General features: G+C 63.7%; 25 protein-coding genes and 2 tRNA genes. 16 read left to right on the top strand and 11 right to left on the bottom strand.

The window, feature by feature from the left end; all coding sequences use genetic code 11:
• Positions 1–215: 215 nt before the first annotated feature.
• The 3 genes from rnd to purM are packed head-to-tail and all read right to left on the bottom strand — an operon-like array spanning position 216 to position 3056.
• Positions 216–1385 (bottom strand): ribonuclease D, encoded by a 1170-nt coding sequence (rnd, locus tag AAD018_RS07065; RefSeq protein WP_367314795.1) that lies wholly within the window; start codon positions 1383–1385, stop codon positions 216–218.
• A 46-nt stretch (positions 1386–1431) separates the two neighbouring features.
• Positions 1432–2022, bottom strand: coding sequence for a phosphoribosylglycinamide formyltransferase (gene purN, locus AAD018_RS07060; RefSeq protein ID WP_367314794.1), 591 nt, complete (start codon positions 2020–2022; stop codon positions 1432–1434).
• On the bottom strand, positions 2019–3056 hold the full coding sequence (purM, locus tag AAD018_RS07055; RefSeq protein WP_412005211.1) for a phosphoribosylformylglycinamidine cyclo-ligase: 1038 nt from the start codon (positions 3054–3056) through the stop codon (positions 2019–2021). Before purM ends, purN begins: the two co-directional genes overlap by 4 nt.
• 278 nt (positions 3057–3334) lie before the next feature.
• Between purM and AAD018_RS07050 the strand changes: the two genes are divergently transcribed.
• Complete coding sequence (locus AAD018_RS07050) at positions 3335–3604, top strand: hypothetical protein (RefSeq protein WP_367314792.1); 270 nt, start codon at positions 3335–3337, stop codon at positions 3602–3604.
• A 50-nt stretch (positions 3605–3654) separates the two neighbouring features.
• Positions 3655–3731, top strand: a tRNA-Ile gene (locus AAD018_RS07045).
• Between the two features lie 926 nt (positions 3732–4657).
• Here AAD018_RS07045 and AAD018_RS07040 read toward each other — a convergent pair.
• Both AAD018_RS07040 and AAD018_RS07035 read right to left on the bottom strand, forming a co-directional pair.
• The gene (locus AAD018_RS07040; RefSeq protein ID WP_367314791.1) at positions 4658–5155 is read right to left on the bottom strand and encodes a DUF892 family protein; all 498 of its coding nucleotides are present in this window, start codon (positions 5153–5155) and stop codon (positions 4658–4660) included.
• 69 nt (positions 5156–5224) lie between these two features.
• On the bottom strand, positions 5225–6538 hold the full coding sequence (locus AAD018_RS07035; RefSeq protein ID WP_367315203.1) for an ATP-binding protein: 1314 nt from the start codon (positions 6536–6538) through the stop codon (positions 5225–5227).
• Positions 6539–6575: 37 nt separating this feature from the next.
• On the opposite strand from AAD018_RS07035, the gene AAD018_RS07030 reads away from it, so the two are divergent.
• The 5 genes from AAD018_RS07030 (at position 6576) to AAD018_RS07010 (ending at position 9652) form a co-directional block, all read left to right on the top strand.
• On the top strand, positions 6576–7490 hold the full coding sequence (locus AAD018_RS07030) for an MBL fold metallo-hydrolase (protein WP_412005210.1): 915 nt from the start codon (positions 6576–6578) through the stop codon (positions 7488–7490).
• A gap of 70 nt (positions 7491–7560) precedes the next feature.
• A tRNA-Asn gene (locus tag AAD018_RS07025) sits at positions 7561–7635 on the top strand.
• A 191-nt stretch (positions 7636–7826) separates the two neighbouring features.
• Positions 7827–8600 (top strand): helix-turn-helix transcriptional regulator, encoded by a 774-nt coding sequence (locus AAD018_RS07020; RefSeq protein ID WP_367314789.1) that lies wholly within the window; start codon positions 7827–7829, stop codon positions 8598–8600.
• Positions 8601–8861: 261 nt separating this feature from the next.
• Entirely contained in the window at positions 8862–9182 is a 321-nt protein-coding gene (locus tag AAD018_RS07015; RefSeq protein WP_367314788.1) for a TfoX/Sxy family DNA transformation protein, read from the top strand.
• A gap of 35 nt (positions 9183–9217) precedes the next feature.
• Positions 9218–9652, top strand: a complete 435-nt coding sequence (locus tag AAD018_RS07010; RefSeq protein ID WP_367314787.1) for a DUF4112 domain-containing protein — start codon at positions 9218–9220, stop codon at positions 9650–9652.
• Here the strand turns inward: AAD018_RS07010 and ndk are convergent.
• Entirely contained in the window at positions 9649–10071 is a 423-nt protein-coding gene (ndk, locus tag AAD018_RS07005; protein ID WP_367314786.1) for a nucleoside-diphosphate kinase, read from the bottom strand. The two genes, AAD018_RS07010 and ndk, sit on opposite strands and share 4 nt — an antisense overlap.
• Before the next feature lie 116 nt (positions 10072–10187).
• On the opposite strand from ndk, the gene AAD018_RS07000 reads away from it, so the two are divergent.
• Genes AAD018_RS07000 through AAD018_RS06990 form a run of 3 tightly spaced genes read left to right on the top strand, consistent with a single transcriptional unit; the run spans position 10188 to position 13260 of the window.
• Complete coding sequence (locus AAD018_RS07000; protein ID WP_367314785.1) at positions 10188–12035, top strand: ABC-F family ATP-binding cassette domain-containing protein; 1848 nt, start codon at positions 10188–10190, stop codon at positions 12033–12035.
• Between the two features lie 2 nt (positions 12036–12037).
• Complete coding sequence (locus AAD018_RS06995; RefSeq protein ID WP_367315202.1) at positions 12038–12667, top strand: MarC family protein; 630 nt, start codon at positions 12038–12040, stop codon at positions 12665–12667.
• 14 nt (positions 12668–12681) lie between these two features.
• Complete coding sequence (locus AAD018_RS06990; protein WP_367314784.1) at positions 12682–13260, top strand: retropepsin-like aspartic protease family protein; 579 nt, start codon at positions 12682–12684, stop codon at positions 13258–13260.
• A gap of 99 nt (positions 13261–13359) precedes the next feature.
• Here the strand turns inward: AAD018_RS06990 and AAD018_RS06985 are convergent, their stop codons facing one another.
• Positions 13360–13812, bottom strand: coding sequence for a DNA polymerase III subunit chi (locus tag AAD018_RS06985; RefSeq protein ID WP_367314783.1), 453 nt, complete (start codon positions 13810–13812; stop codon positions 13360–13362).
• Positions 13812–15272, bottom strand: coding sequence for a leucyl aminopeptidase (locus tag AAD018_RS06980; RefSeq protein WP_367314782.1), 1461 nt, complete (start codon positions 15270–15272; stop codon positions 13812–13814). Before AAD018_RS06980 ends, AAD018_RS06985 begins: the two co-directional genes overlap by 1 nt.
• Before the next feature lie 137 nt (positions 15273–15409).
• Here AAD018_RS06980 and lptF point away from each other — a divergent pair, with 137 nt between their 5' ends.
• The 6 genes from lptF (at position 15410) to rsmA (ending at position 22828) form a co-directional block, all read left to right on the top strand.
• A complete protein-coding gene (gene lptF / locus AAD018_RS06975) occupies positions 15410–16528 on the top strand; it encodes an LPS export ABC transporter permease LptF (protein WP_367314781.1) in 1119 nt (372 codons plus the stop codon).
• Positions 16525–17622 (top strand): LPS export ABC transporter permease LptG, encoded by a 1098-nt coding sequence (lptG, locus tag AAD018_RS06970; RefSeq protein ID WP_367314780.1) that lies wholly within the window; start codon positions 16525–16527, stop codon positions 17620–17622. The genes lptF and lptG overlap by 4 nt, the downstream gene beginning before the upstream one ends.
• Positions 17622–19724 carry an LPS-assembly protein LptD gene (locus tag AAD018_RS06965; protein WP_367314779.1) on the top strand — a complete coding sequence of 701 codons (2103 nt, stop codon included), beginning with the start codon at positions 17622–17624 and terminating at the stop codon, positions 19722–19724. The genes lptG and AAD018_RS06965 overlap by 1 nt, the downstream gene beginning before the upstream one ends.
• Positions 19725–19735: 11 nt before the next feature.
• The gene (locus AAD018_RS06960; protein WP_367314778.1) at positions 19736–20932 is read left to right on the top strand and encodes a peptidylprolyl isomerase; all 1197 of its coding nucleotides are present in this window, start codon (positions 19736–19738) and stop codon (positions 20930–20932) included.
• Positions 20929–21903: a 4-hydroxythreonine-4-phosphate dehydrogenase PdxA gene (gene pdxA, locus AAD018_RS06955; protein ID WP_367314777.1), complete on the top strand. Its 975-nt coding sequence runs from the start codon at positions 20929–20931 to the stop codon at positions 21901–21903. Before AAD018_RS06960 ends, pdxA begins: the two co-directional genes overlap by 4 nt.
• 88 nt (positions 21904–21991) lie before the next feature.
• Positions 21992–22828, top strand: coding sequence for a 16S rRNA (adenine(1518)-N(6)/adenine(1519)-N(6))-dimethyltransferase RsmA (rsmA, locus tag AAD018_RS06950; RefSeq protein ID WP_367314776.1), 837 nt, complete (start codon positions 21992–21994; stop codon positions 22826–22828).
• A gap of 2 nt (positions 22829–22830) precedes the next feature.
• Here the strand turns inward: rsmA and AAD018_RS06945 are convergent, their stop codons facing one another.
• The 3 genes from AAD018_RS06945 to prfA form a co-directional block, all read right to left on the bottom strand.
• Positions 22831–23388, bottom strand: a complete 558-nt coding sequence (locus tag AAD018_RS06945) for a DUF4167 domain-containing protein (protein WP_367314775.1) — start codon at positions 23386–23388, stop codon at positions 22831–22833.
• 215 nt (positions 23389–23603) lie between these two features.
• Complete coding sequence (gene prmC, locus AAD018_RS06940) at positions 23604–24419, bottom strand: peptide chain release factor N(5)-glutamine methyltransferase (protein WP_367314774.1); 816 nt, start codon at positions 24417–24419, stop codon at positions 23604–23606.
• On the bottom strand, positions 24419–25471 hold the full coding sequence (prfA, locus tag AAD018_RS06935) for a peptide chain release factor 1 (protein WP_367315201.1): 1053 nt from the start codon (positions 25469–25471) through the stop codon (positions 24419–24421). The genes prmC and prfA overlap by 1 nt, the downstream gene beginning before the upstream one ends.
• Positions 25472–25574: the final 103 nt, after the last annotated feature.

The following is a 25574-nucleotide window of genomic DNA, read 5'->3' as shown; positions in this document are numbered from 1 at the left end:
GAAGGGGGCGAGCCGTCCAGTAGACGGATCGAGAGTTGAACGGGCGGAGCCCGGAGGGTCAGGCGGTTGTTCTGGGGTGGAGGGAGAGGTCCCGGCTCAAGGCCGGGACGTAGGCGGGCCGTGAACCCAGGATTGCGACCGGGTGACCGTCGCAGTTGCTTTGCAACCGCTTACCGGCACGCATCACATGCGGGAGCATGTGACGTTGGCTCGCGTCACTGCTTTGCAGTGACGTCTACCACCCGAACCGTCTGCCCCTTGGCGGCGAGAGCGATCTCTCCGTTGCACAGGCGTAGGGCATCTTCTCCGAAGACCTGTTTGCGCCAGCCGGAAAGGGCGGGCACGTCGCGGAGGCCTCCGGCGATGGCGTCGAGATCGGCGGCGGTCGCGATGAGCTTTTGCGCGACGCCTTCGTCTTCGGATTTGGCCTTGAGCAGGACGCGCAGCAGGTCGGCGAGTGCGGGGTTCACCTGCAGCTTTTCGCGGGAGCGGTCGGGCTGGGGGAGATCCTCGTTCGGGGTCTCGAGCCCGGCCTCAATGGCGGCGAGGATGCCGTCGGCGATCTCGCCCTTGCGGGCCTCGCGCAGCAGCAGGCGCGAGCGGCCGAGATCCTGATGGGTTTTGGGTTTGGTCGAGGCCAGTTCGATCAGGGCATCGTCCTTGTAGACCCGGTTGCGGGGGATGTCGCGGCTTTGGGCATAGCCTTCGCGGAAACGGGCGAGTTCGCGCACGAGACCCAGAAAACGCGGCGAGTTGGTGCGCGTCTTGACCCGTCGCCAGGCATCGGAGGGGTCGGTATGGTAGGTCGCAGGATCGGTCAGGACGGCCATCTCTTCGCGGACCCATTTGGTGCGGCCGTTCTCGGCCAGCTGATCGCGGAGCTTTTCGTAGATCACGCGCAGATGCGTCACATCGCCGACCGCATAGATCTTTTGCGCGTCCGACAGAGGCCGGCGCGACCAGTCGGTGAAGCGGGAGGACTTGTCGAGGCTTTCGCCCGCCAGCTTGCGCACCAGCGTCTCGTAGCCGACCTGTTCGCCAAAGCCGCAGACCATGGCGGCGACCTGCGTGTCAAAAAGCGGCTTTGGAATGATGCCGCGATCGACATGGAATATCTCGAGATCCTGGCGGGCGGCGTGAAAGACCTTGGTGACGCCTTCATCCTCGAAGAGCGCATAGAGCGGATCGAGAGAGAGCTCTTCGGAGAGCGGGTCGACCAGAACGGCGCTGTCCTCGTCCTCTCCGGGATAGGCCAGCTGCACCAGGCAGAGTTTGGAATAGTAGGTACGCTCGCGCAGGAACTCGGTATCAACGGTGACATAGTCGTGCCGGGCGGCGGCCTCGCAGAAGGTCGCGAGGGCGTCGGTCGTGGTAATCGTCTGCATACAGGTCCTTTCACGCAAGGCGTCCCCTTTAGCGCGGGAATTGCGTTTAGGGAAGATCGAGCCGGATGCGGTCGCCTTGCGCGACCCGGCGGAGCACCTCTGGATAGAGCCTGTGTTCGAGCGGAAGGAGCCGGAACGCGAGGGTTCCAGGCGTGTCGCCGGGTTCGATGGGCATGCGGATTTGGCCGAGTATGGGGCCTTCGTCGAGATCCGCTGTCACCTCGTGGACCGTCGCGCCGTGATGGCTGTCGCCCCCGGCGAGCGCGCGGGCATGGGTGTGAAGGCCGGGATATTTCGGCAGCAGCGACGGATGGATGTTGAGGATCCGGCCGGGCCATTTGCCGACGAAGGCGGGGGTGAGGATGCGCATGAAGCCCGCGAGGCAGATCAGGTCGGGGCGTGCCTTTGTGAGCGTGTCGTGGAGCGCGGCCTCGAAGCTTTCGCGGTCCCGGAAGGCGGTGTGATCGAGCGTGACGGTGGGGATGTCCATAGCGGCGGCGCGGGCCAGCCCCCCTGCCCCCGGCACGTTGGACAGGACGAGGACAGGCCGGGCCGGGTGATCGCCGGTCATGGAGCGGGCGAGCGCCGTCATGTTGGAGCCGCCGCCCGAGATCAGGATCGCGACGCGCAGGCTCACGTCAGGGTGAGGCCCGGCGTGTCAGTGACGTGGCCGAGGCGGTGGACGATCTCGCCTTCTGCTCGCAGGAGCGCCGCGATGCGGTCCGCTTCTGATGCGGCGACGGCGAGGATCATGCCGATGCCGCAGTTGAAGGTCTTGAGGCGCTCGTCGCGGTCGAGGCCGCCTTCGGTGCTGAGCCAGTCGAAGACGGGCGGCAGATCCCAGGCGGCCAAATCAACTATGGCGCCTGTGCCGTCCGGCAAGAGGCGCGGCAGGTTCTCGGTGATACCGCCGCCGGTGATATGGGCAAGGCCGTGCACGCCGCCTGCCTTGATCGCGGCGAGGGCCGGTTTGACGTAGAGGCGCGTGGGGGTCAGGAGCGCTTCGCCCAGAGGCTGGTCGGCGAAGGGCGCGGGGGCGTCCCAGGCGAGGCCCGTGCACTCTACGATTTTTCGGACGAGCGAAAAACCGTTGGAATGGAGGCCGTCGGAGGCGAGCCCGAGGAGGACATCGCCGGGAGCGACGCCGTCGGGCAGCGCCCTGCCCCGCTCCATCGCGCCGATGGCAAAGCCTGCAAGATCGAAATCGCCGGGCGCGTAAAGGCCCGGCATCTCAGCCGTCTCGCCCCCGATCAGGGCGCAGCCGGAGCGCTCGCAGCCTGCCGCGATGCTCTCAACCAGCGCCGCCGCCTGATCGACATCGAGCGCGCCGGTGGCGAAGTAGTCGAGGAAAAAGAGCGGCTCGGCGCCCTGGCAGATCAGATCGTTGACGCACATGGCGACCAGATCGATGCCGAGCCCGCCCATCTGGCCGGTCTCGATCCCGATCCGGAGCTTGGTGCCCACGCCGTCGGTGGCGGCGACGAGGATCGGATCGCTGAAGCCTGCCGCCTTGAGATCGAAGAGACCGCCGAAGCCGCCCAGACCGTTCATCACGCCGGGGCGGTTCGTGCGTTTGGCGGCGGGTTTGATACGGTCGACAAGCGCGTTGCCCGCCTCGATATCGACGCCCGCATCGGCATAGGTGAGGCTTGGCTTGCCGGTCATGTCCATCTCCCCGCTCGGTTGGAGCGGGGCGTAGCGCAGCGGGTGCGGGGGCGCAATGTGTGACGCGAAAAGGGCGTTTGAACCGGGTCTGCGCCGGATTTCCGGGCCGAAACCCGGTGGATCTTGTTGCATTTCTATCTTTACAGGCTGTTTTTGCCGAGGTCCGGTATCCCCGACTTGATCGACTCGCGACCTAACGTCAGTGTGAGGTGGTGCGATATTCGCAGCTGCTGCGGATCTTTCCTGTTTTTCTTTTGTTTACCCCTCTGTGCGAGGATTTTGATATGCGCGTTTCTGCACTTGCCCTTTCAACGCTTCTCTGGACCGGTTTTGCCGTTGCAGAAGGAGACATGCCGGTGGCCGAGGATCTCGACGGCCCTTGGACCCTGCTCCCCGCCGATGCCGATATTGAGGCGTTGATGGCCCCCCTGACCCCCGAGGATATCGTGAGGATGGCCGATCTCGATGGCGATCCGACCGTTTTGACCGACGACGAGGCGGAGATGATCCGTGTTCTGGGCGCTGTCCTGCTTGGCGTTCCGGTCGAAGAGTGATCGCTCCGGCTTGACCGGACGGGCCTGCCTGATAGAGGACAGGTACGGTCGGGCCTGTAGCTCAATTGGTTAGAGCAGAGCGCTCATAACGCTTTGGTTGGGGGTTCAAGTCCCTCCGGGCCTACCAGTTTCTTTATATATAGATGAGGCTCGCTTGGGCGCCTCTCGTCAGGTCTCGTGATATATGTCAGTTTCGCCGCCAGACTTTCCGAGAAGAAACGGCAATGGCGGGATGAAGTCCATCCAACCGCTGCTCACGCACATGGGCGATCAAGATCCGACTTCCCGTCCGGGCTCGGGGCAGTCTTGCGCCGTGTCAGTTCATCGTGGGAGAAGCATTGACTATGTTTGAACAATGTTTATGAACAATGTTTAAGTTAAAGATTTCTCAGACAGGACTTTGAATATGACATCGGCAATTGGACCCTCCGTTCGACTTCTGCTTTTCCCTTTGGCATTTGCTCTTCTGGCAGGATGCGTCAACGAAGCGCTTGAGGCAGATCCCTCTGCCGCAGTGACGATCACACCAAAGATGCGGACCGATAATGGCATAGATGTTTATCGGGGACGCAGTGATGTACTGTTCCGCGGACCGCGAATGATTACTGTCGTCACGAGCATTGGCCTATTGCCTGTGAAAGGCGCGTCCTGTCTGCTTAAGAACGATCTGTTTGAGGCGCGGTTCACGACCCCGGCTTACGTTCGTTTGCCGGACTACGGGCAGACCTCTCCCCTTGCAATAGTGACCTGCGAGCTTGATGGGAGACGAGGCGTGGAAACGCTCCAACCCATCAATCTGTCAGCCTTTGAGAGAGATCTGCGAGCGTCTCGCGTTGGGCAAGGTTTCCCCGGATCGAACAGCGGTCTGACCATCACATTTCCTATTGGTCCGCGGGAGTTCCCGTCTGACCAGTGGGGGTATCCGGATATATTTGAAGTGACCTTGCGATAAAAGGGGCCCGGCTCAAGGGCTAAGGCGCAGCACCAGCTTGTCATCGCACGAAAAAAGGGGCGATCGGGTGATCGCCCCAGTTTGCGCAGTCTTTCGTCGGTTTACGCGGCAGCGGCGCGGTTGAGGCCGCCAGTCGCGATTTCCGTCATGCGGCGGTCGCCGTCGTAGGCACTGTCGAGGCATTTCTGCAGCGTCGCGACATCGTCGGTCGCGCCGATGCGTTTGGCGAAGGCGAGAAGCGTGCCGTAGCCAGCGATCGCGTAATGGGCGAGACGCTGGTACTGGCTCGCGATCATCGCGTCGCGCGTGTCGTTGTCGCCGAAGTCGGCATCGATGCCGTGGGCGCGCGCCTCTTTAACGAGGCCTTCGGTGCCTTTGCAGAACTCTCCGTCCGGATCGATGTCGTGCCGTTTGCACAGCTCGGCGATGTCATTCATGCCGGTCTCGAGGCCCTCGACACCTGCTTCGAGCGCCTCTTTCAACTCCGAATTGGTCGCGGCTTCGGCCAGATCGGAGGTGATGGGCTTGGACTGCTTGCAGGAGCTGTAGAGATCCTGAAGTTGGTCGTGATAGACATCATGAAGCGAATTGAGCGCCATGGAAATTCTCCTTTGCAGTTCGTGTTCAGTCAGGAAATGCAAGGGAACGGGCGATCGTTCCAAATCAGTTCAGACTGCGACAACAAGGTCCACCCGGAGCCCGCCAAGATCCTCGCTGTCACCCAGACGGAGCATCCCGCCATGGGATCGCGCGACATCCGCGGCGATGGCCAGACCCAGCCCGACGCCGCCGCCTTCGTTCTGGTTGCGGGCCGGATCGAGGCGGGAAAACGGCTTGAGGGCCTCTTCGCGCTCTGCCTCCGGGATGCCGGGGCCGTCATCCTCGACCGTCAAGCGGAGCGCGCGGTCGGTGAGCGCGTAGCTTAGCCGGATGCGGGTCGCGAACCGGTCGGCATTGGTGATGAGATTGCCGAGGGCTCGGCGGATGGCGAGAGCGTTCAGCGGGACCTGCCCCTCACCTTCCATCGTGCCCAGCGTGACAGGCCGCCCCGCCCGCGTCGCATCGGCATAGATCGCCTCGACAAAGCTGCGGGGATCGACAGGTTTGCGGCCATCGGCGGCGACGCCGCGCGCGAAGTCGAGATAGCCGTCGAGCATGTCCTGCATCTCTTGCACGTCACGTTTGAGCGGTTTGGCTTCCTCGTCATCGAGCAGCGACAGGCCGAGTTTGAGCCGCGTGAGCGGTGTGCGCAGATCGTGGCTGACGCCCGAAAGCATCATCGTGCGCTGCTGGATCTGCCGCTCGATCCGGCCGCGCATGTCGAGAAAGGCGTTGCCGGCGGCGCGCACCTCGGTGGCGCCCGAAGGGCTGTAGCGGGTCAGGCGGCCCCGCCCGTAATCGGTCGCCGCATTGGCCAGCCGGTTGATCGGCCTGAGCTGGTTGCGCAGGAAGATGGCGGAGATCAGCGTCATCAGGGCGCCCAGCACGACCATGACCACGAGCAGCTGATGCGGGTTCGAAGCCGAGACGCGGCGGCGGGAAAAGCTAACCTCCATCGGCCCGCGAGACGTGTCGAGCCAGACATAGACGCGCCGGTTCACGGTGACATCGGCGGCAAGAAGATCGGGCAGTCCGTTGCGCAAAGTGGCGACGACAGCGCGGCCCGACAGATCGAGGGAGCGGAACTGGTCCTGCATCGGTGTCTCGCCCGCGGGCAGGACGATGTCGAAGTTCAGCGGCTCGGCGACGGATTGGGCCGCAGGCAAGGCGCGGCCTGGCGGCGCGCCTTCCAGCGTCTCGGTCAGATGGCGCAGCTCGAGCACGACGGAGCGGGTCATCTGCTCGGTGACGTCTGCGAAGTGGCGCTGAATGAACACGACAGAGATTGCCAGTTGCAGCGTCAGCACCGGCAGGACAAGGATAAGCGCGGCCCGGCCATAAAGGCTGCGGGGCATGTAGTGCTTGAGCCAGCCGAAAAACATGGCCACAGGCTTAGCCGGGCTTGCGGCAAGGGGGAAGATGCAGATGAGCGATACCGCAGGGCACCCCGGCATCGGCCAAAGCGTGGAGGTCGCCAAGGATATCCGCTGGATCATCGCGCCGAACCCGTCCCCGATGACGTTCTGGGGCACGAACAGCTATCTGATCGGACGGACGGATCTGGCAATTGTCGATCCGGGGCCAGAGGATCCTGCGCATCTGGAGGCGCTGCTGGCGGCGGTTGGGCCCGGGCAGAGGATCAGCCATATCTTGGTGACCCATTCGCATCTTGATCATTCCCCCCTCGCCCGCCCTCTAGCCGACCGGACAGGCGCGCCGGTTCTGGCCTTCGGACCGAGCGAGGCCGGGCGGCGCCCGGTGATGGAGCGGCTCGCCGAAGCGGGTCTTGCTGGCGGGGGCGAAGGGATCGATGCGGCGTTTCAGCCGGACCGGAGGCTCGCGGATGGCGACACGGTTTCGGGGCCGGATTGGATGATCGAGGCGGTGCACACGCCGGGGCATCTGAGCAATCATCTGTGCTTTGCCGTGGGCGACGTGCTGCTGACGGGCGATCATGTGATGGGCTGGGCCAGCTCGCTCGTCTCGCCGCCGGATGGGGATCTGACGGCCTTCATGGCCTCCTGCGAAAAGCTGCGCGGCCGGTCCGACAAGCTCTATCTGCCGGGCCATAGCGCGCCGATCGAGGATCCAGCGGCGCGACTGGACTGGCTGATCACCCATCGGCGCGCTCGCGAGGCACAGATCCGGAACGCCTTGTCCAGTGGAGCACAGTCGGTGAGAGACATTGCGCGTGCCGTCTATACCGATACACCTGCGGCTCTCCTGCCTGCGGCAGAGCGGAATGTCTTTGCCCATCTCATTGATATGGTTGAGAGAAACCTCGCCCTCTGCGATGGATCACTAGCGGTGGACGCGCGGTTTCGGCTGGCCTGAGAGGCCGCGTCTTTTCGCACAGAAACCCTCTGGACGGGGCGGACGGCCATTGCTATACGGCCCGGCGTGGTCCGGCGTAGCTCAGCGGTAGAGCAGTTGACTGTTAATCAATTGGTCGTAGGTTCGATCCCTACCGCCGGAGCCAAAAAATCTTATTTAAACGAATACTTAGACGCCGCCCTCTTTTGTGGCGCGGCTCGGTTTTCAGGGCATCGTGGCGGGCTCGTGATCTGGATATCGTGTGATGGCGGGTCTGGAATTCCTCCACTTTCGGTAACTGGTCCCCGTGCGATATCCGCGTTAAGTGCGATAGACGTATAAGGGAGGGAGTGGCGCATGACGCTGGTGGCGGCGGCTGGTCGACTGGAGCGGGTCGAATCGCTCGAGGCGCTCTGGAGCGGGATCACCGATGCGCTGGCCCCTTATGGCTTTTCATTTTTCACCTATCTGACCCAGCGGCCCAACGATCTGCCGCCCGTGCTCAAGACCAACATGCCGTCGGTCTACCGGAGCTTTGCGGCAGCGGCCGATCCCTTTCTGACCTGGTGCTGCTCCAGCTACGAGCCGAGCTATACCGGCGTGGCGTTCCTTGACGACTATCCGGATATGAGCGCTGAAGATCGGGCCTTTATCCTCGAGGCGGGAGAGGTTGGGTTTCGGTCGGGGCTCGCCATTCCGGTGCGGATCGAAAGCTCGGATCTGACCGGCGGGTTCAATCTGGGGACCCGGCTTGACCGCGAGGGGTTTCTGCAGCAGGTCGCCCCCCATGCGGAGGCCGTGCAGCTTTTTTGCCTTCTGATGCACCGCCGGATCGAGGAATTGCAGAACAGGGCCCGCGCCGAAGGGCGCGGTCTGGCCGATCTGAGCGACGAAAAGGCCATGATCGCGCGGGCCAACCAGATGACGCAGCTCAGTCCACGGGAACGTGAAATTCTGTTCCTGCTCTCGCGCGGTCTGTCGCGCAAGGAATGTGCCCGATTGTGCCAGATTTCTCCCAATACCGCTTCCGATTACATCAAGAGCTTGTACCGCAAACTCGATGTCAGCAACCGTGTCGAAGCGGTTCAGGCGCTGATGACCAGTGGCACGGAATCCCCGGATCACGATTAATTCCGGCGCGTTGACGGAACTTTGACATCGATGGGTCCGTTCCGGTGCTAACATGAAATCGCGGATGGGGCGCGCCAGACCGCCTCACCGTTGAGGCAGGATCGGAGTAGAAGGTTATGGTTACGACAGTTAAACTCCCGAAGGATCAACCTCCCAAGCCACGCGGCTCGGAGAAAGAGCGGCCGAAGCCGGTGAAGTTCACCGATTTCGCCAGCATCTAAAGTCCTTCATCCGATTGGCAGGACGCGGTATTACAGCGTCATGGCTGCGATCGGAACCTTACGAAATCTTGGCCCCGCGATGGAGCGGGACTTTGCGAAATGTGGCCTGACGACAGCTGAAGAGCTGATCGCGCTGGGTGCCGATGACGCTTACGCGCGTTTGATCTCGGCGGGGATCCGGCCGCATTTCATCGCCTACTGCGCCCTTGCCATGGGCCTTGAGGGGCGCGATTGGCAGGACCCGTCCGCTGCTGAAAAGGTCGATCTGCGGCGCCGGTTCGATGCCATCAAGGCCGAGCAGACGCAGGTTCCAATAGGCATAGAGGCGGAGCTCGACCGGATCGGAACCGGACGGCGCTAGGGAACCGGCCCCCTGCCCTTTGGCGTTTGGCCGGTATGGAACAGCAGATACATGACCCCGAACTCGACCGGCTGGAGCGTCTTGCGGCGCAGATGGACAGTGCGTTTCGCATCCCTCTGACGCGGATCCGCGTCGGTTGGGACAGTATCCTCGGTCTGATTCCGGGGATCGGCGATGCAGCCGCGCTCGCCCCTGCGGGATACATCCTTTACCGCGCGCATCAGCGCGGTACGCCCAAGCCGGTTCTGGCCCGGATGGCCGGGAACGTGGCCTTGGATGTAGCCGTCGGAGCGATCCCCGTGGTCGGAGACTTGTTCGATGTCGGCTTCAAGGCCAACCGGCGCAATGTCGCGCTTCTACGTAAGCATCATGAAGAGATGCTGCAAACGAAAATGGCCTCCACCCCGGTTCAAGGCGAAGGCCATCTATCCTCGCATCACCCCGCCATTGGCGAGGCAGACGCGCGTTAGCCGACCAGTTCGAGGCCCGAGAAGAAGAAGGAGATTTCTTCTTTCGCGGTGTCGGGCGCATCCGAGCCGTGGACAGAGTTTTCACCGACGCTTTCAGCGAATTCGGCGCGGATCGTACCGGCGGCCGCATCGGCAGGGTTCGTGGCGCCCATGACTTCGCGGTTCTTGGCGATGGCGTTCTCTCCTTCAAGAACCTGAACGACGACCGGACCGGAGGCCATGAATTCGGTCAGCTCACCGAAAAACGGGCGTTCCTTGTGAACAGCATAGAACTCGCCGGCCTGATCCTGTGTCAGATGGATCCGCTTTTGCGCGACGATGCGCAGGCCGGCCTCTTCGAATTTGGTGTTGATCTTGCCGGTCAGGTTCCGCTTAGTGGCGTCCGGTTTGATGATGGAAAGCGTGCGTTCGACAGCCATGTTTGCCTCTTTCGTATGTCGGGGCCGCGCCCCGTGGAAATCGGCGCCCGCCTAGCATGGGGCTGGATCGATGACCAGACATTGACGCGCCCCGCCGCCTGCGGCACTGACCCGCCATGCTGCGCATTGACGATATCACCTATTCGGTCGAAGGCCGCCCCCTGTTCGAGGGCGCGTCTGCCGTGATCCCCGAGGGACACAAGGTGGGCCTTGTAGGGCGCAACGGAACAGGCAAGACGACGCTGTTCCGCCTGATCAAGGCCGAGCTGACGCTGGAAGGCGGATCGATCTCCCTGCCGCGCGGCGCGCGGATGGGCGGTGTCAGCCAGGAGGTGCCGGGATCGGAGGTGTCGCTGATCGACACGGTGTTGGAGGCTGACACCGAGCGGGCCGCGCTGCTGGCCGAGCACACCGAGGATCCCGCGCGGATCGCCGAGATCCAGACACGGCTGACCGATATCGACGCCTGGTCCGCCGAAGGGCGCGCCTCGGCCATCCTAAAGGGGCTTGGCTTTACCGATGCCGAGCAGCGGATGCCGTGCAGCGCCTTTTCGGGCGGCTGGCGGATGCGGGTGGCTTTGGCGGGTGTCCTTTTCGCGCAGCCCGATCTGCTGCTGCTGGACGAGCCGACGAACTATCTCGACCTCGAAGGCGCGCTGTGGCTGGAAAGCTATCTGGCGCGCTATCCCCATACCGTTCTGATTGTCAGCCACGACCGGGGTCTGCTGAACCGGGCGGTGGGCGGCATCTTGCATCTGGATGAACGCAAGCTGGCCTATTACACCGGCACTTACGATCAATTTGCGCGCCAACGGGCCCAGCAGCGGGCCATTCAGGCGGCGCAGGCCAAAAAGCAGGACGCGCGCCGGGCGCATCTGCAAAGCTTTGTCGACCGCTTCAAGGCCAAGGCCTCCAAGGCGAAACAGGCGCAGAGCCGGGTCAAGATGCTGGAAAAGATGGAGACGATCCGCGCGCCCGAGGATGCCGCGCGCACGGTCTTTACCTTTCCCGAACCCGAAGAGCTGTCGCCGCCGATCATCCGCGTCGAAAACGGCACGGTCGGCTATGACGGGGCCGAGGTGCTCGGGCGTCTGGATCTCAGGATCGATCAGGACGACCGGATCGCGCTGCTGGGGCGCAACGGCGAGGGCAAGTCGACGCTGTCCAAGCTGCTCTCGGACCGGCTCGAGACGATGGCAGGCCGGATCACCCGCGCCTCCAAGCTGCGGATCGGGTATTTCGCACAGCATCAGGTCGATGAGCTGCGGATCGAGGAGACGCCGCTGCAGCACCTAATGCGCGAGCGGCCCGAGGCCGGTCAGGCCAAGGCGCGGGCGCGGCTCGCAGGCTTCGGTCTGGGCGCGGCGCAGGCCGAGACCGAGGTCGGACGGCTTTCGGGCGGGCAGAAGGCGCGGCTCTCACTGCTGCTGGCGACGATCGACGCGCCGCATCTGCTGATCCTCGATGAGCCGACGAACCATCTGGATATCGAAAGCCGAGAGGCGCTGGTCGAGGCGCTGACCGCCTATTCCGGCGCGGTGATCCTGGTCAGCCATGACATGCATCTGCTGGAACTCGTGGCCGACCGGCTTTGGCTGGTGAAAGACGGGCGCGTAACACCTTACGGCGAGGATCTGGCCGCCTATCGCCGGTTCCTTCTGGCAGGCGACAAGCCTCCGAAGGCGGAGAAGCCCGCGCCTAAACGCCCGAAGCCATCACGCGAGGCGATCCTCGAAATGCGGGCAGAAGTCCGCAAATGCGAGGCTCGCGTTGAGAAGCTGGAAGAGATGCGCGAGAAGCTCGCCAAGAAGCTCGCCGATCCGGCGATGTACGAGGCTGAGAAGATCGGCGAGACCGAGGTCTGGCAGAAGAAATATGCCGAGGTGATGGACGGTCTGGGACGCGCCGAGACGCTGTGGCTAAGCGCGCAGGAAAAGCTCGAACGCGCCGAGACCGCCGCATGAGCATGGAGCTTGCCTTTCTCGTCACAGCCTTCACGGCGCTCTTCGTGGTAATCGACCCGATCGGGCTCGCTCCCGTCTTCGCCGCGCTGACCCAAGGCCTGTCCCCGGCGCAGCGGCGCAAGATCGCGGCCCGCGCCTGCGCGGTGGCCACCGGGATCCTGTTGATCTTTGCCTTTCTGGGCGAAGCGGTTCTGGAATTTCTCGGCATCTCGATGCCTGCCTTCCGGATCTCTGGCGGGATCCTCCTTTTTCTGACGGCGCTCGACATGCTGTTCGAGCGACGGCAAACCCGGCGGCAATCGCAAGGCGATGCCCCGGAGGAAGAGACGGGACAGGATCCATCGGTCTTTCCCATCGCCATTCCGCTGATCGCAGGGCCCGGTTCCATCGCCACGATCATCCTTCTGGTCGGAGAGGCGACAACAACGCTCGATGCGATGCTCGTGGTTGCCATCATGCTGGTCACGGTGGGCCTCGTCTTCGTTCTGTTTCTCGTGGCGGGCTATCTCGAGCGGCTTCTGGGCAAGGTCGGGATCAACGTGGTCACGCGGCTTTTGGGGATGCTGCTCGCCGCGCTCTCCGTGCAGTTCGTTCTCGACGGCCTGGCCTCTTTCGGTCTGGGCGGGAGCTGATTATATCGAGTTCCATGACTGGAGATCAGATCGCCTCAATCATCTATCTTGTGCTGCTCGGGACCGCCGTGGGCGGCTGGTTTCTGGTGTCCTCGCGCGATCAGATGAACAAGACGCTGCAGCATGCGGCGATCTGGGGGCTGATCTTCGTGGGCGTTATCGCAGGCTACGGTCTTTGGGGCGATCTGGGACCCACACGCTTTGCCGCGCAAAGCGTGGGCGAGGACGGCGCGATCAGCGTGCCGCGCTCGCGAGACGGGCATTATTACCTCACGCTCGACATCAACGAGGAGCCGATCACCTTCGTCGTCGATACCGGCGCGACCGAGATGGTGCTGACGCAGACCGATGCCGAGCGTGTGGGGATCGCGCCAGAGACGCTCATGTTTCTGGGCAGCGCGAACACGGCCAATGGCATCGTGCGAACCGCTCCGGTCACGCTGGACCGGGTCGAGCTTGCGGGCATCCCCGACTATGACGTGCGCGCCTGGGTCAACGAAGGCGAGATGCGCGAGTCGCTTCTGGGGATGGGCTATCTTCAGCGCTTCTCCCGGATCGAAATCGCAGGCGACCGGCTGATGCTCGAGCGGTAAAACTCTTCGTCGAAGAGTTTTGGCCAAGGAATGACGGCTCCCGCCCGGGGGGCAGATTTTTCTAGAAAAATCTGACTTCAAAATCCTTCTAGAAGGATTTTACCTCTTCCGCTCCCAGCGTCCGCTTTCCTGGGACCAGTATTGCGCTTCGATTTCTGCCGCCGTCAGTGCTTTCCACTGCACGCGCGCCTGATCAAGCGCGGCGCCGTCGGTTCCGTCGAAGATCACGCAGACCCGCTCCATTGCCGCGCAATCTTCGGGTGTGACCTCCGCGCCGCTCACCGTCATCAGACAGGCGGCACCGTTCGGTGTGTCCATTGCGGTCGTCAGCAGCACCGGCTGATCCGCGTCATGCGCGCCATCCGCGATCCCATGGGCCGGAAACTCTTCCGCCGGGCCGGACCAAAGCGCCTTGTCCAGCGCCTCCAGACGGTCAGCTTCCCCCACCCGGACCGCGACGCGCCAGCCTGCGCCGCGCGCTCGCGCGACAAGCTGAGGCAGTGCCGTTTCGAGAGGCTGATGCGTCAGATGATAGAAATAGGCCGCGCCCATTACCCTTCGTAGCGATCCGCAATCAGCCGGTCGAGCGCCAGCACGCCCCATCCCGTCGCCCCTTTCGGAGCAAGCGCAGTGCCGTCCTTGCGGCTGGCGACGCCTGCTATGTCCAGATGCATCCACGGCACATCGTCCTTGACGAACCGCTGGAGGAACTGTGCCGCTGTGATCGATCCGGCGGGGCGTCCGCCGATATTTTTCATATCAGCGATGCGGCTCTTGAGCTGCCCATCATAGGCATCGGCCAGCGGGAGCTGCCAGGCGCCTTCCCCTTCGGCCTGCGCCGCTTTGAGAAACGCATCAGCGAAGGCATCGTCATTGGCGAAAACGCCCGCCTTTTCGTTGCCCAAGGCGATGATAATTGCTCCGGTCAGCGTCGCCAGATCCACAATGCCGGACGGCGAGAACCGCTCTTGGGTGTACCACAGCACATCGGCCAGGACGAGGCGGCCTTCAGCGTCAGTATTGATGATCTCGACCGTATCGCCCTTCATCGACGTCACGACATCGCCGGGGCGGGTCGCGGTTCCTGACGGCATGTTCTCAACGAGGCCGACGAGGCCGACGACATTAGCCTTGGCCTTGCGTTTGGCGATCGCCTTCATGACGCCCGCGACGGTGCCCGCGCCGCCCATATCCATCGTCATGTCTTCCATCCCGGCGGCCGGCTTGATGCTGATCCCGCCGGTATCGAAGACAACGCCTTTGCCGACCAATGCCAGCGGCGGCTCGTCCCCGCCGCCCTGCCACTCCATCACGACGACCTTGGATGGCGAGGCGGATCCCTGCCCCACGCTGAGCAGCAGGTTCATGCCCAGCTCTTCCAGCTTCTCTTCGTCCAGCACCTCGACCTTGACGCCCAGATCCGACATTTCGGCCAGCCGGTCCGCGAATTCGGTCGTGGTCAGGACATTGGCGGGCTCGTTAACCAGATCGCGGGTGAAGAAAACGCCGGAGGCCAGCGCATCCACGCGCGCCGCATTGACCGTCTCGGGTTTGCCCAGCATCAGCGTGATCGGCTCTGCGCCATCCCCGGGTTTGGATTTGCGGATGTCGAAGTCGTAACCGCGCAACACCAGACCGAGCGCCAGCGCCTCGGCCTTGGCGACGCTGTGCCCCAGCACCAGAAGCGGCCCCTTTCCGCGCGCCGCTGCGATCGCCGCCCCCGTCTTGCGCGCCGTCAGCGCATCTGCGCGCGGATCGAGCTTGGCAATCAGAACGCCGGTTGCCGCAAGGCCCGACGGATAGGCGATGGTCGTAACGTCGCCCGCCGACATCTTCTCCCATTCCTTGCCGTCGGTCAGGCGCGCGATAGCGCCCTTCATCCGGCTGTTGACCCGCCGCGCGCTGGGGTTGAGCGTGCCGTCCTCGGCCACGAGAACCGCGATGCGTCCGTCATGATCGGCAACGGCATCGAGATCGGTTTCTTTCACGTCGAGGGTCACGGGATCGGTCATCGGGTCATGTCCTTTCGCATCAGGCGGGGTCCTGCCCGAGGGCTTATCCGGTCGGGCCCGGCAATCGCAATAGCGGTTCACCTCGCAGCGGAAATCGGCTAGCGAAAAGAGCCAGTCAGACGAAGGACCCCTGCCCCTTGGCGCGCATCGATCGCTATATGCTGTCCCAGCTGATGGTGCTTTTCGGGTTCTTCAGCCTGATCCTCGTGCTGGTCTATTGGGTGAACCGCGCGGTGATCCTCTTTGACCAGCTGATCGCGGATGGCCAGTCGGCGGGCGTTTTCCTCGAATTCACCGCGCTGTCGCTGCCCAATGTGATCCGGCTGGTTCTGCCGATCTCGGCCTTTGCGGCCTCGGTCTATGTGACGAACCGGATGACCTCAGAAAGCGAACTTGTTGTCCTTCGCGCGACCGGTCACAGCGCGATGCGTCTGGCGCGGCCCGTCCTGGTCTTCGGGCTGATCGTCACCCTTTTGATGAGCGCGCTGGTCCATATGCTGACCCCGCTGTCGCTGTCGCAACTCAACGATCGCGAGGCGGAGATCGCCGAAAACATCACTGCGCGCCTTCTGACCGAGGGCACCTTTCTCAACCCTGCGGACGGTCTGACGTTCTACATCCGCGACATCACTGCGGAGGGTGAGCTTCTGGACGTCTTCCTCTCGGATACTCGCAATACCGAGGAGCACGTCACCTACACCGCCGAACAGGCCTATCTGCTGCGCACCGAAACGGGGCCGCGCCTGGTGATGGTCGCGGGTCTGGCCCAGACGCTGCGGGTCGCCGACCAGAGGCTCTTCACCACCAGTTTCTCGAACTTCACCTATGAGATCGGCGGTCTGATGGGCTCCTCCGAGCGCAATCGTCGCAACGTCCGGGAGATCTCGACCCTCACGCTCTTCGAGGCGTCCGGCGAGACGCAGGCGCTGACCCGGCGCAGCGCGCCCGAGCTGCATCGGGTGGCCCATATCCGGATCGTGGAGGCGAGCCTTGCGACCGTGGCGGCCCTCATCGGGTTCGCGACACTGCTGACGGGGCGGTTCTCGCGGTTCGGGGTCGGACGGCAGATCATCCTTGCGATCTTTCTGCTGATCGCGGTGAAGGCACTCGAAAGCACTATTCTGGGGCTGACCGAAGACAACGATCAGGCCTGGCCGCTGATCTATCTGCCAGTTGCGGTCGGCCTTGGTATCGCGGGTGTCCAGCTTGCCAGCGCGTCGCGATTGCGGTCCAGGCTGTCGGTGCGACCGGCATGATCCTGCATCTTTATTTCGCCCGCCGCTTCGCGCGCAGCTTTGCCGGTGTCTTTGCGATCTTTTTCCTGATCCTCGCCTTCCTCGATCTGATCGACCAGCTCGGAAAGTTTGCGGGTGAAGGCGCGGGCTTTGCCGCGATCATCGGGCTGACCCTGCTCAACACGCCGGAGGGATTATACCGTATCCTGCCGCTGATCACGGTACTGGCGACGATTGCCCTGTTCCTGTCGCTCGCGCGGTCGTCCGAGATGGTCGTCACCCGCGCGGCCGGGCGGTCGGCGTTGCGCAGCCTGATCGCGCCGGTGATCGTCGCCTTTCTCATTGGCGCCTTGGGGGTCGCGATCTTCAATCCGATCGTAGCGGCGACCAGTCAGGAATACGAACGCCGGGCCGATACGGTAGAGCGGGGCGGCAGTTCGATCCTCACCTTGCGCGACGAGGGGCTGTGGCTACGTCAGGGCAGCGGCGACCGGCAGACGGTCATCCGCGCCGAACGTGCATCGCTTGACGGAACCGAGCTTTTCGAGGCGTCTTTCATTGTCTTTGCCGAAGCGATCGGGCCGATCCGCCGGATCGAAGCCGATCGGGCCGTCCTGACCGATGGCGCCTGGGAACTGGAAGACGCGAAATCCTGGCCGCTTGTCTCGAGCCTCAATCCCGAAAGTGCCGCGACCCTTCACGACCGGCTCAGCCTGCCATCGACGCTGACGCGCGACCAGATCCGCGACCGTCTTGGCACCCCCTCCTCGATCCCGATCTGGGATCTTCCCGATTTCATCGACCAGCTTGAACGCGCAGGCTTTTCCGCGCAGCGTCACGAGGTCTGGTTCCAGATGGAACTGGCCTTGCCCGTCTTCATCGTCTCGATGCTGCTAGTCGCGGCAGGCCTGACGATGCGCCACCAGCGCGGAGGCCGCACGGGCATCGCCGTTCTGACCGCCGTGATGCTGGGCTTCGGGCTGTATTTCCTACGCAACTTCGCCCAGATCCTGGGAGAGAACGGCCAGATCCCCGCCCTTCTGGCGGCCTGGATCCCGCCGGTTGCCGCCATCTGTCTGGCTCTTGGCCTGCTGCTGCATCTCGAGGACGGATGATGCGCGCGCTTCTTGCCCTTTGCTTGTGTCTTTTGCCGTGCCTTGCCCAGGCGCAGGGAGCGGCGACACTCGTGGCAGATCGCGTCTTTATCGAAGGCGAGGAGCGCCTGATCGCCGAAGGCAATGTCGAGGTGCTCTATGACGGCACCCGCCTCACCGCGACGCGCGTGATCTTCGATCAACCCAGCGATACGCTGACCATCGACGGGCCTATCGTCATCGAAACACCGGACGGCACGATCCTTCTGGCCGACCAAGGGCAGATCCAGCCGACGCTCGAAAACGGCTTGCTGCGCGGCGCGCGGCTGGTGCTGGACCGGCAGTTGCAACTGGCCGCCACGCAGATCGACCGGGTCGAAGGGCGCTACAGCCAGCTTTACAAGACCTCCGTCACCTCCTGCACGGTCTGCGGCACACGCGCTCCGCTTTGGTCGATCCGGGCCGAGCGCATCATCCATGACGAGCAGGAACGGCAGCTTTATCTGGAGAACGCGCAGTTCCTGATCCGGGGCGTGCCGATCCTGTGGCTGCCCCGCGCCCGCCTTCCCGATCCGACGCTCGAGCGGACGACCGGACTGCTGGTGCCCGAGCTTCGGTTCAGCAGTGAGTTGGGCACCGGGATCAAGCTGCCCTATTTCATCACGCTGGGCCGCAGCCGCGATCTGACGCTGACGCCGTATCTCGCGCCCGGCACGCGCACGCTGGAATTCCGCTACCGCCAGGCCTTTCGGTCCGGCGATCTGACCATCGAAGGCGCAGTCACAGACGACGACATCCTGCCCGAGGAAGGGCGCGGATATCTGTCGGTGCTGGGCGAGTTCGAGATCGGCCCGAAGACCGATCTTCTCTTCGATATCACTACCGTGTCCGACAACGCTTATCTTCTGGATTATGGCATCAGCCGATCGGACACGGTCGAAAGCCGGATCGAGCTTGTCCGGACAGAGCGCGATCTTTTTGCCTCCGCCGCGCTCGTCAATCTCGAATATCTCAGGGACAATCAGAACAATGCCGACGAGCCTAACCTGATCGGCGATCTGTTCGTAGAACAGCGCCTCTTTCCGGCCATGGGCGGCGAGCTGCGCGCCGGTCTTGATGGGCGGCTTCTTTATCGCGCATCGGATGATCTGGGCGTCGAAGGGCGCGATCTGGTCCGGCTCGGCACGTCTCTGTCCTACCGGCGCGATACCGTGACCGCCGCCGGGCTTCGATTGACGGCCGAAGGCGCCCTTTTCGCGGATTATTTCAGCGTCGGTCAGGACAACGATGTGGAGCAAAGCGCGCTTCGTCTGACACCGGTTGTCGCCGCCACGCTGCGCTATCCGCTAAGCCGAACGCGCCCGTCCGGCGCCACAGAGCTGCTGGAGCCCGTGGCGCAGATCGTCTGGTCGGACAGCGGCAATCAGGATCTGGCCAATGAAGAAAGCACACGGGCCGATCTGGACGAGGGAAACCTCTTCGCGCTCGACCGGTTTCCGGGCGGCGATCTGCGCGAGGACGGGCTCCGCGCCAATCTGGGGGTCAGCTGGACCCGCTATAACCCGCGCGGCTGGTCGTCTACCCTGACCCTCGGGCGCATCCTGCGGGCCGACGACGCGCCTGCCTTCAGCGACACGTCGGGCCTGAGCGGGCGCCAGTCGGATTGGCTCCTCGCCGGGCAGATCCGGTTCTCGGACGCTCTGACCCTGGCCAGCCGCTCTCTTGTGGAGGACAGCTTCGACTTTGGCGCCTCGGAAACCCGGATCGACTTCGACGGCGCCTTCGTCGATCTGTCCGCGAGCCATATCTGGCTGGCCGCGGATCCGGAAATCGACCGGAACAACGCCGTCTCGGAATGGGCCATGGAGGCCGCCTATCGGATCTCTCCCAACTGGGAGCTGTCAACCGATGCGCGCTATGATATCCGCGCCGACGATCCGGTCGAGGCCGGTCTGGGGCTGGTCTACCGCAACGAATGCGTGGAGGTCGACCTTTCCCTCTCGCGCCGCTACACAAGCTCCGATACGGTCGATCCGACCACTGATTTCGACATAACGGTCGGTCTGCGCGGCTTTTCCGCAGGCCGGTCCGCAGACGGCCCTGTGGGTCGTTGCCGCAACTGACAGGGGCCCCGATGCACCGCTTGATCCTTGCCTTGGCCTTGTGCCTTTCCGCCCTTACGGCGAGCGCACAATCGCAATTCTCTCCGGCACTTCTCGTCAATGACGACGTTATCACCAATTTCGAGATCGAGCAGCGGATCCGCTTTCTCGAACTGGTGCGCGTACCCGGCGATCCGGCAGAGGTCGCGCGCGAGCAGCTGATCAACGAGCGGCTGCAATTGCAGGAGATCCGGCGTGTCGGGATTGAGATCCCGCCCGAGGATGTCACCGATGGCATCGACGAATTTGCGGGCCGCGCGAACCTGACCGGCGACCAGTTTCTCGAGATCCTGGCCTCTGCCGGGATCGACAGCAGCACGCTCCGGGATTTCGTGACCGCCGGGATCGGCTGGCGGATCTATGTGCGCGGCCGCTTCGGTGCTGACGCCCGCGTGGAGGATCGCGAGATCGACGATGCCGTGTCGACGGGCGGCGGCGCGGGGCGCGGGTCGATCCGCGTGCTGATCTCGGAGATTATCATCGCGGCGCCGCCGCCTCGTGCCGCTGCCGCGCAGGCCGAAGCCGAGCGGATCAGCCAGCTGACCAGCCCCGACGCATTCTCGGCTGCCGCCCGGCGCGTCTCTGCCCTGCCCTCACGTGGGCGCGGCGGGCGGCTTGACTGGCAGCCGCTGACCGATCTGCCGCCCGCGATCCAGCCGTTGATCCTGCAACTGGACCGGGGTGAAGTGACCGATCCGCTGCCGATCCAGAACGGCATCGCCCTTTTTCAGCTACGCGATATTGAGGAGGTCGACGCGCCTGCCCCCCAATACGGGGCTATCGAGTTCGTCGAGCTGGCGCTGGCCGCAAGCCCCTCCCAGGCCTCCTCTCTCGTGACGCGAGCCGATACTTGCGACGATCTTTATGGTCTGATCCCCAATGCCAGCGAAGAGCAGTTGCGCCGCGAGATCCTGCCGCCCGCGCAGATCCAGACCGATATCGCGCTGCAATTGGCCCAGCTCGATCCCGGTGAGATCTCCTTTGCTTTGGGCGCGCCCGAGGGCACCAGCCGACTGGTGATGCTCTGCGGGCGCACGCCGGTGCTGGACGAGGGTCAGGAGATCGACCGGGAAGCCATTCGCAACCAGCTGGTCTCGCGCCGTCTGGGTGGGCTGGCCGAAGCGTTTCTGGCCGAACTGCGCGCGGACGCGTCTATCCGCGAGCCATGAGCCCGCCTCTCGCCGTCAGTTGCGGCGATCCGTCCGGAATAGGCCCCGAGATCGCGGCCAAAGCCTGGGAGGCACTGCGCGTGGAGCTTCCGTTTCTCTGGATCGGCGATCCCCGGCATCTGCCGCTGGGCCTGCCGTTTCAGATCGTGGAGGAGCCTGCGCTCGCGCCCGCCATTTCCGCCGAGGCGCTGCCAGTTCTGCCGCTTGCCTTCGCCGAAATCGCCCCGCCCGGCGCGCCCGATCCAGCCAATGCGCAGGGGATCGTGGAGGCGATCGAGCGCGGCGTCGCGCTTGTCTCGGGCGGGGACGCGTCTGCGCTGGTGACCGCCCCGATCAACAAAAAGGGTCTGCAGGACGGCGCGGATTTTGCCTTTCCCGGGCATACGGAGTTTCTCGCCCATCTGGCCGGCGTCGATCATGTGGTCATGATGCTGGCCTGCGACGCGTTGAAGGTCGTGCCCGCCACGATCCACGTCCCTCTGGCCGACGTGCCCGATGCCCTGACGGCTGAAAGCCTGACGCAAACCATCCGGATCACGCATAAAGACCTGATCCGTCGATTTGGAATTGCCGTGCCGCGGATCGCTGTGGCGGGTCTCAACCCCCATGCGGGCGAAGGCGGACGGATCGGAACGGAGGAGGTGGATTGGATTGCGCCGCTTCTGGAGAAATTGCGGAGCGAGGACCTTGATCTGGTCGGGCCGCTGTCGGCCGACACGATGTTCCACGAGAAAGCGCGCGCGGGCTATGACGCCGCGATCGCGATGTATCACGATCAGGCGCTAATTCCCATCAAGACGATCGATTTTGCGGGTGGGGTCAATGTCACGCTCGGTCTGCCTTTCGTGCGCACCTCGCCCGATCACGGGACGGCTTATGACATCGCGGGCACCGGCATGGCCGATCCAACGTCGATGATCGCAGCGCTGCGCCTGGCGGATCGTATGTCGCGCCGGGCGGCGCGCGGGTAGATGCATATTTATGACAAGATGAAGGGAACGGGTTCTTCCGACACGGCAGCGTTAACCTTAATGTCTTGTGAAGAATGGGATTGGCGGCATGGCCGCGATTGACGATCTGCCGCCTTTGCGGGAAGTGATCTCGGCCCATGGGCTGTCGGCACGCAAGGCACTGGGGCAGAATTTTCTGCTGGATCTGAACCTGACGGCAAAGATCGCGCGACAGGCGAGCGATCTGGCCGGATCGGATGTGTTTGAAATCGGACCGGGACCCGGGGGGCTGACGCGCGGGCTTTTGGCCGAAGGGGCGCGGCATGTTCTGGCAATCGAGAAGGATGCCCGCTGCCTGCCCGCCTTGGCGGAAATCTCGGCGCGCTATCCCGGGCGGCTGACGGTGATCGAGGGCGATGCGCTCCAGATCGATCCTCTGGCGCATCTGACGCCGCCGATCCGCGTGGCGGCGAACCTGCCCTATAACGTCGGAACGGAGCTTCTAGTCCGGTGGCTGACGCCTTCGGTCTGGCCGCCATTTTGGGAGAGTCTGACGCTGATGTTTCAGCGAGAGGTCGCGCAGCGCATCGTGGCCGAGCCGGGGAGCAAGGCTTACGGGCGGCTCGCGCTTCTGGCGCAATGGCGCAGCGACGCGCGGATCGTGATGGATCTGCCGCCGCAGGCCTTCACGCCGCCGCCCAAGGTCAGCTCGGCTGTGGTGCATCTGACCGCCCTGCCCGAGCCGCGTTTCCCGGCGGATGCGCAGGTGCTGCAGCGGATCACGGCGGCGGCATTCAATCAGCGGCGCAAGATGCTCCGCGCCTCTCTCAAGGGGCTGGCGCCCGATATTGAGGATCGTCTGAAAGCCGTCGGGATCGCGCCCACAGACAGGGCCGAGCAGATCCCGCTCGAGCAGTTCTGCGCCTTGGCGCGAGAGCTGGCCTAGGCCTATTCGGCGGCTTCGGGAGCTGGCGGCGCGCTGTCTTCGCTTTTGGGTTTACGGCGGCGGCGCGGCTTGGGCTTGTCCTGCGCCTCGGGCGTTTCCACCAGACCGTTATCGTCGGTGCCTTGCGGTTCGATCACATCGGCATCGCTGACCTGAGCGGGCTGCGGCACATCCGGCTGCGTTGCGCGTTCAGGCTGTTGCTGCGCTTGATTGCGATCGCGGTCGGCCTGCGCCTGACGGTCGCGTTCGGCCTGCCGCTCGCGTTCGATCTGGCGTTGGCGATCCTGCTCTTCGCGGCGGCTTTCCTGCTCGCGCATCGCTTCAGCCAGCATCCGCGTATAGTGCTCCGCGTGCTGGGCGAAATTCTCGGCATCCACCCGGTCACCGGACAGATGGGCGTCGCGGAAAAGCTGGTTGTACTTGTCGATGATCTGCTGCGGCGTGCCGCGGACCTTGCCTTCGGGACCGGAGCTGTCGAAGACCCGGTTGACGATGTTACCCGAAGGCCGGTTGTTGTTGTTCCGGTTCTTCCCGCGCGAGCGTGATTTCGAAGATCTCATGGAAAGCTTTCGTTCAGCTGTTACCTGTTCCGCCCGGCCCTGCGCCCTTCGTTGAATGAAGGAGCACGTGATGTCATCTGCGATGGCCCGGCGACAATTCGGAGAGAGGGCTCAACGCCCGGTCTCGTCCGATAGATATGAAGTAAGCGCTTAGTGAGCCGTGAGGCAAGAGGCAATTTGCAAAAAGTCGATCCTTTGCGCCAATCGGATCAAGTTCAGGCGATAAACCTGCCGGAAATGACGCGATTTCGCCCATCGAGGTCAGGATGACGTGTAATTTCAGTGAAACCGGCTTCTTTGAACAGAGCCGTCACATCTTCGGCTTGCGTCGCGCCAACCTCGACCATTAGTGCCCCGCCAGGCTCCAGATGCGCAGGCGCGCCGCGGATGATCTTGCGATAGGCGCTCAGCCCGTCCGCCTCGTCGGTCAGGGCCATGCGCGGCTCGAAGCTGAGTTCGGGGGCGAGATCCTCCATTTCGTTCACCGCGATATAGGGCGGGTTCGAGACGATGAGATCGAAGCGCCCCATCACGGCATCATACCAGTCAGAGACTGCGAACTCCGCCTGTCTGGTCAGATCGAGCCGGTCGCGATTGTCCCGCGCCACGGTCAGGGCCGCCTCCGACAGGTCGGTTCCCAGCCCCGTCGCCTCCGGGCGATCTGCCAGTACACTCAGGATGATAGCGCCCGATCCTGTTCCAAGGTCGAGCACCCGGTCGAACGGACGGCCTAACGCGGCAAGAACCAGCGTCTCGGTTTCGGGGCGCGGATCGAGCACATCGGCGGTGACGCGGAATCGGTGCTTGTAGAAGTCCCGATAGCCCACCAGATGCGACATCGGCTCGCGGGCAATGCGGCGCGCAACGAGGCTCTCGAACCGGGAGAGCATTGTGCCATTCGAGATATCATCGTGATCGGTATAACGGCGGGGCATCGCGGCCCGCCAAAGCATGCGCGCTTCCCGTACGGCCCCTTCGATCCCGGCCTTGCTCAGCCGGGATGCCGCCTCGGTCAGCGCCTGCTGATCCATCACACCATTTCGGCGAGCAAGGCGGCTTGGGCGTCGGCGATCAAGGCATCGATCACTTCGTCCAGATCGCCCTGCATCACCTGATCGAGCTTGTAGAGCGTCATGTTGATCCGGTGATCGGTCATCCGCCCTTGCGGGAAGTTATAGGTGCGGATCCGCTCGGACCGGTCGCCGGAGCCGACCTGCCCTTTGCGCGCCTCGGACCGCTCGGCGTCGACGCGGCTTCGCTCGAGATCATAAAGCCGCGTGCGCAGAACTTGCATCGCGATCTCGCGGTTACGGTGCTGGGATTTCTCGGAAGACGTCACCACGATCCCGGTGGGTGCATGGGTAATCCGCACCGCCGAATCCGTGGTGTTCACATGCTGGCCGCCCGCGCCGGAGGAGCGCATCGTGTCGATGCGCAGATCGGAGGCGTTGATCTCGATATCCACATCCTCCGCCTCGGGCAGAACGGCCACGGTCGCGGCGCTGGTATGGATACGCCCGCCGCTTTCGGTCGAGGGAACGCGCTGCACACGGTGCACGCCGCTTTCGTACTTCATCCGCGCAAAGACCCCCTCGCCCGCGATCCGGGCGGTCACCTCCTTGATGCCGCCAAGCTCGGTCGCCTGCTCTTCGATGATCTCGAAGCGCCAGCCCTTGGCCTCGGCGTGGCGTTGATACATCCGCAAAAGATCGCCCGCAAAAAGAGCGGCCTCGTCTCCGCCTGTCCCGGGGCGGATCTCGATCATCGCAGGCCGGGCATCGGCGGCGTCCTTGGGGAGCAGCGCCAATTGCAGCTTGTGTTCGGCCTCGGGCATGGTGGCGCGCAAGGTGGGAAGCTCCTCCTCGGCCAGGGCCTTCATTTCGGGATCGTCCAGCATTGCCTCGGCATCGGTTAGGTCGGTCTGAAGCTGGCGGTAGCCCTCGATCTGGTCGACCACGGGCTTCAGCTCCGAATATTCGCGCGCCAGATCGGCGATCTCACCGCCATCGGCGCCGCCGGCCATCTTCGCCTCCAGAAACTGAAAACGGGCGACGATCTGTTCGAGCTTGTCCTGCGGTATCATCCGGCTGATCTGTCCCATCATGTGAAGCGGGTCAAGCCAGCGCTTCGAGAGGAACGCCGCCGTCTGCGACAAGAAAGAAAATTGCCTCAGGCGCGTCCTATGT

It is taken from the genome of Aestuariibius insulae, from assembly GCF_040783535.2.
In the GTDB taxonomy this organism is placed as follows: Bacteria; Pseudomonadota; Alphaproteobacteria; order Rhodobacterales; family Rhodobacteraceae; genus Aestuariibius; species Aestuariibius insulae.
Note: the sequence above shows the minus strand (reverse complement) of the source record. Positions and strands in the feature narration are given on the sequence as shown.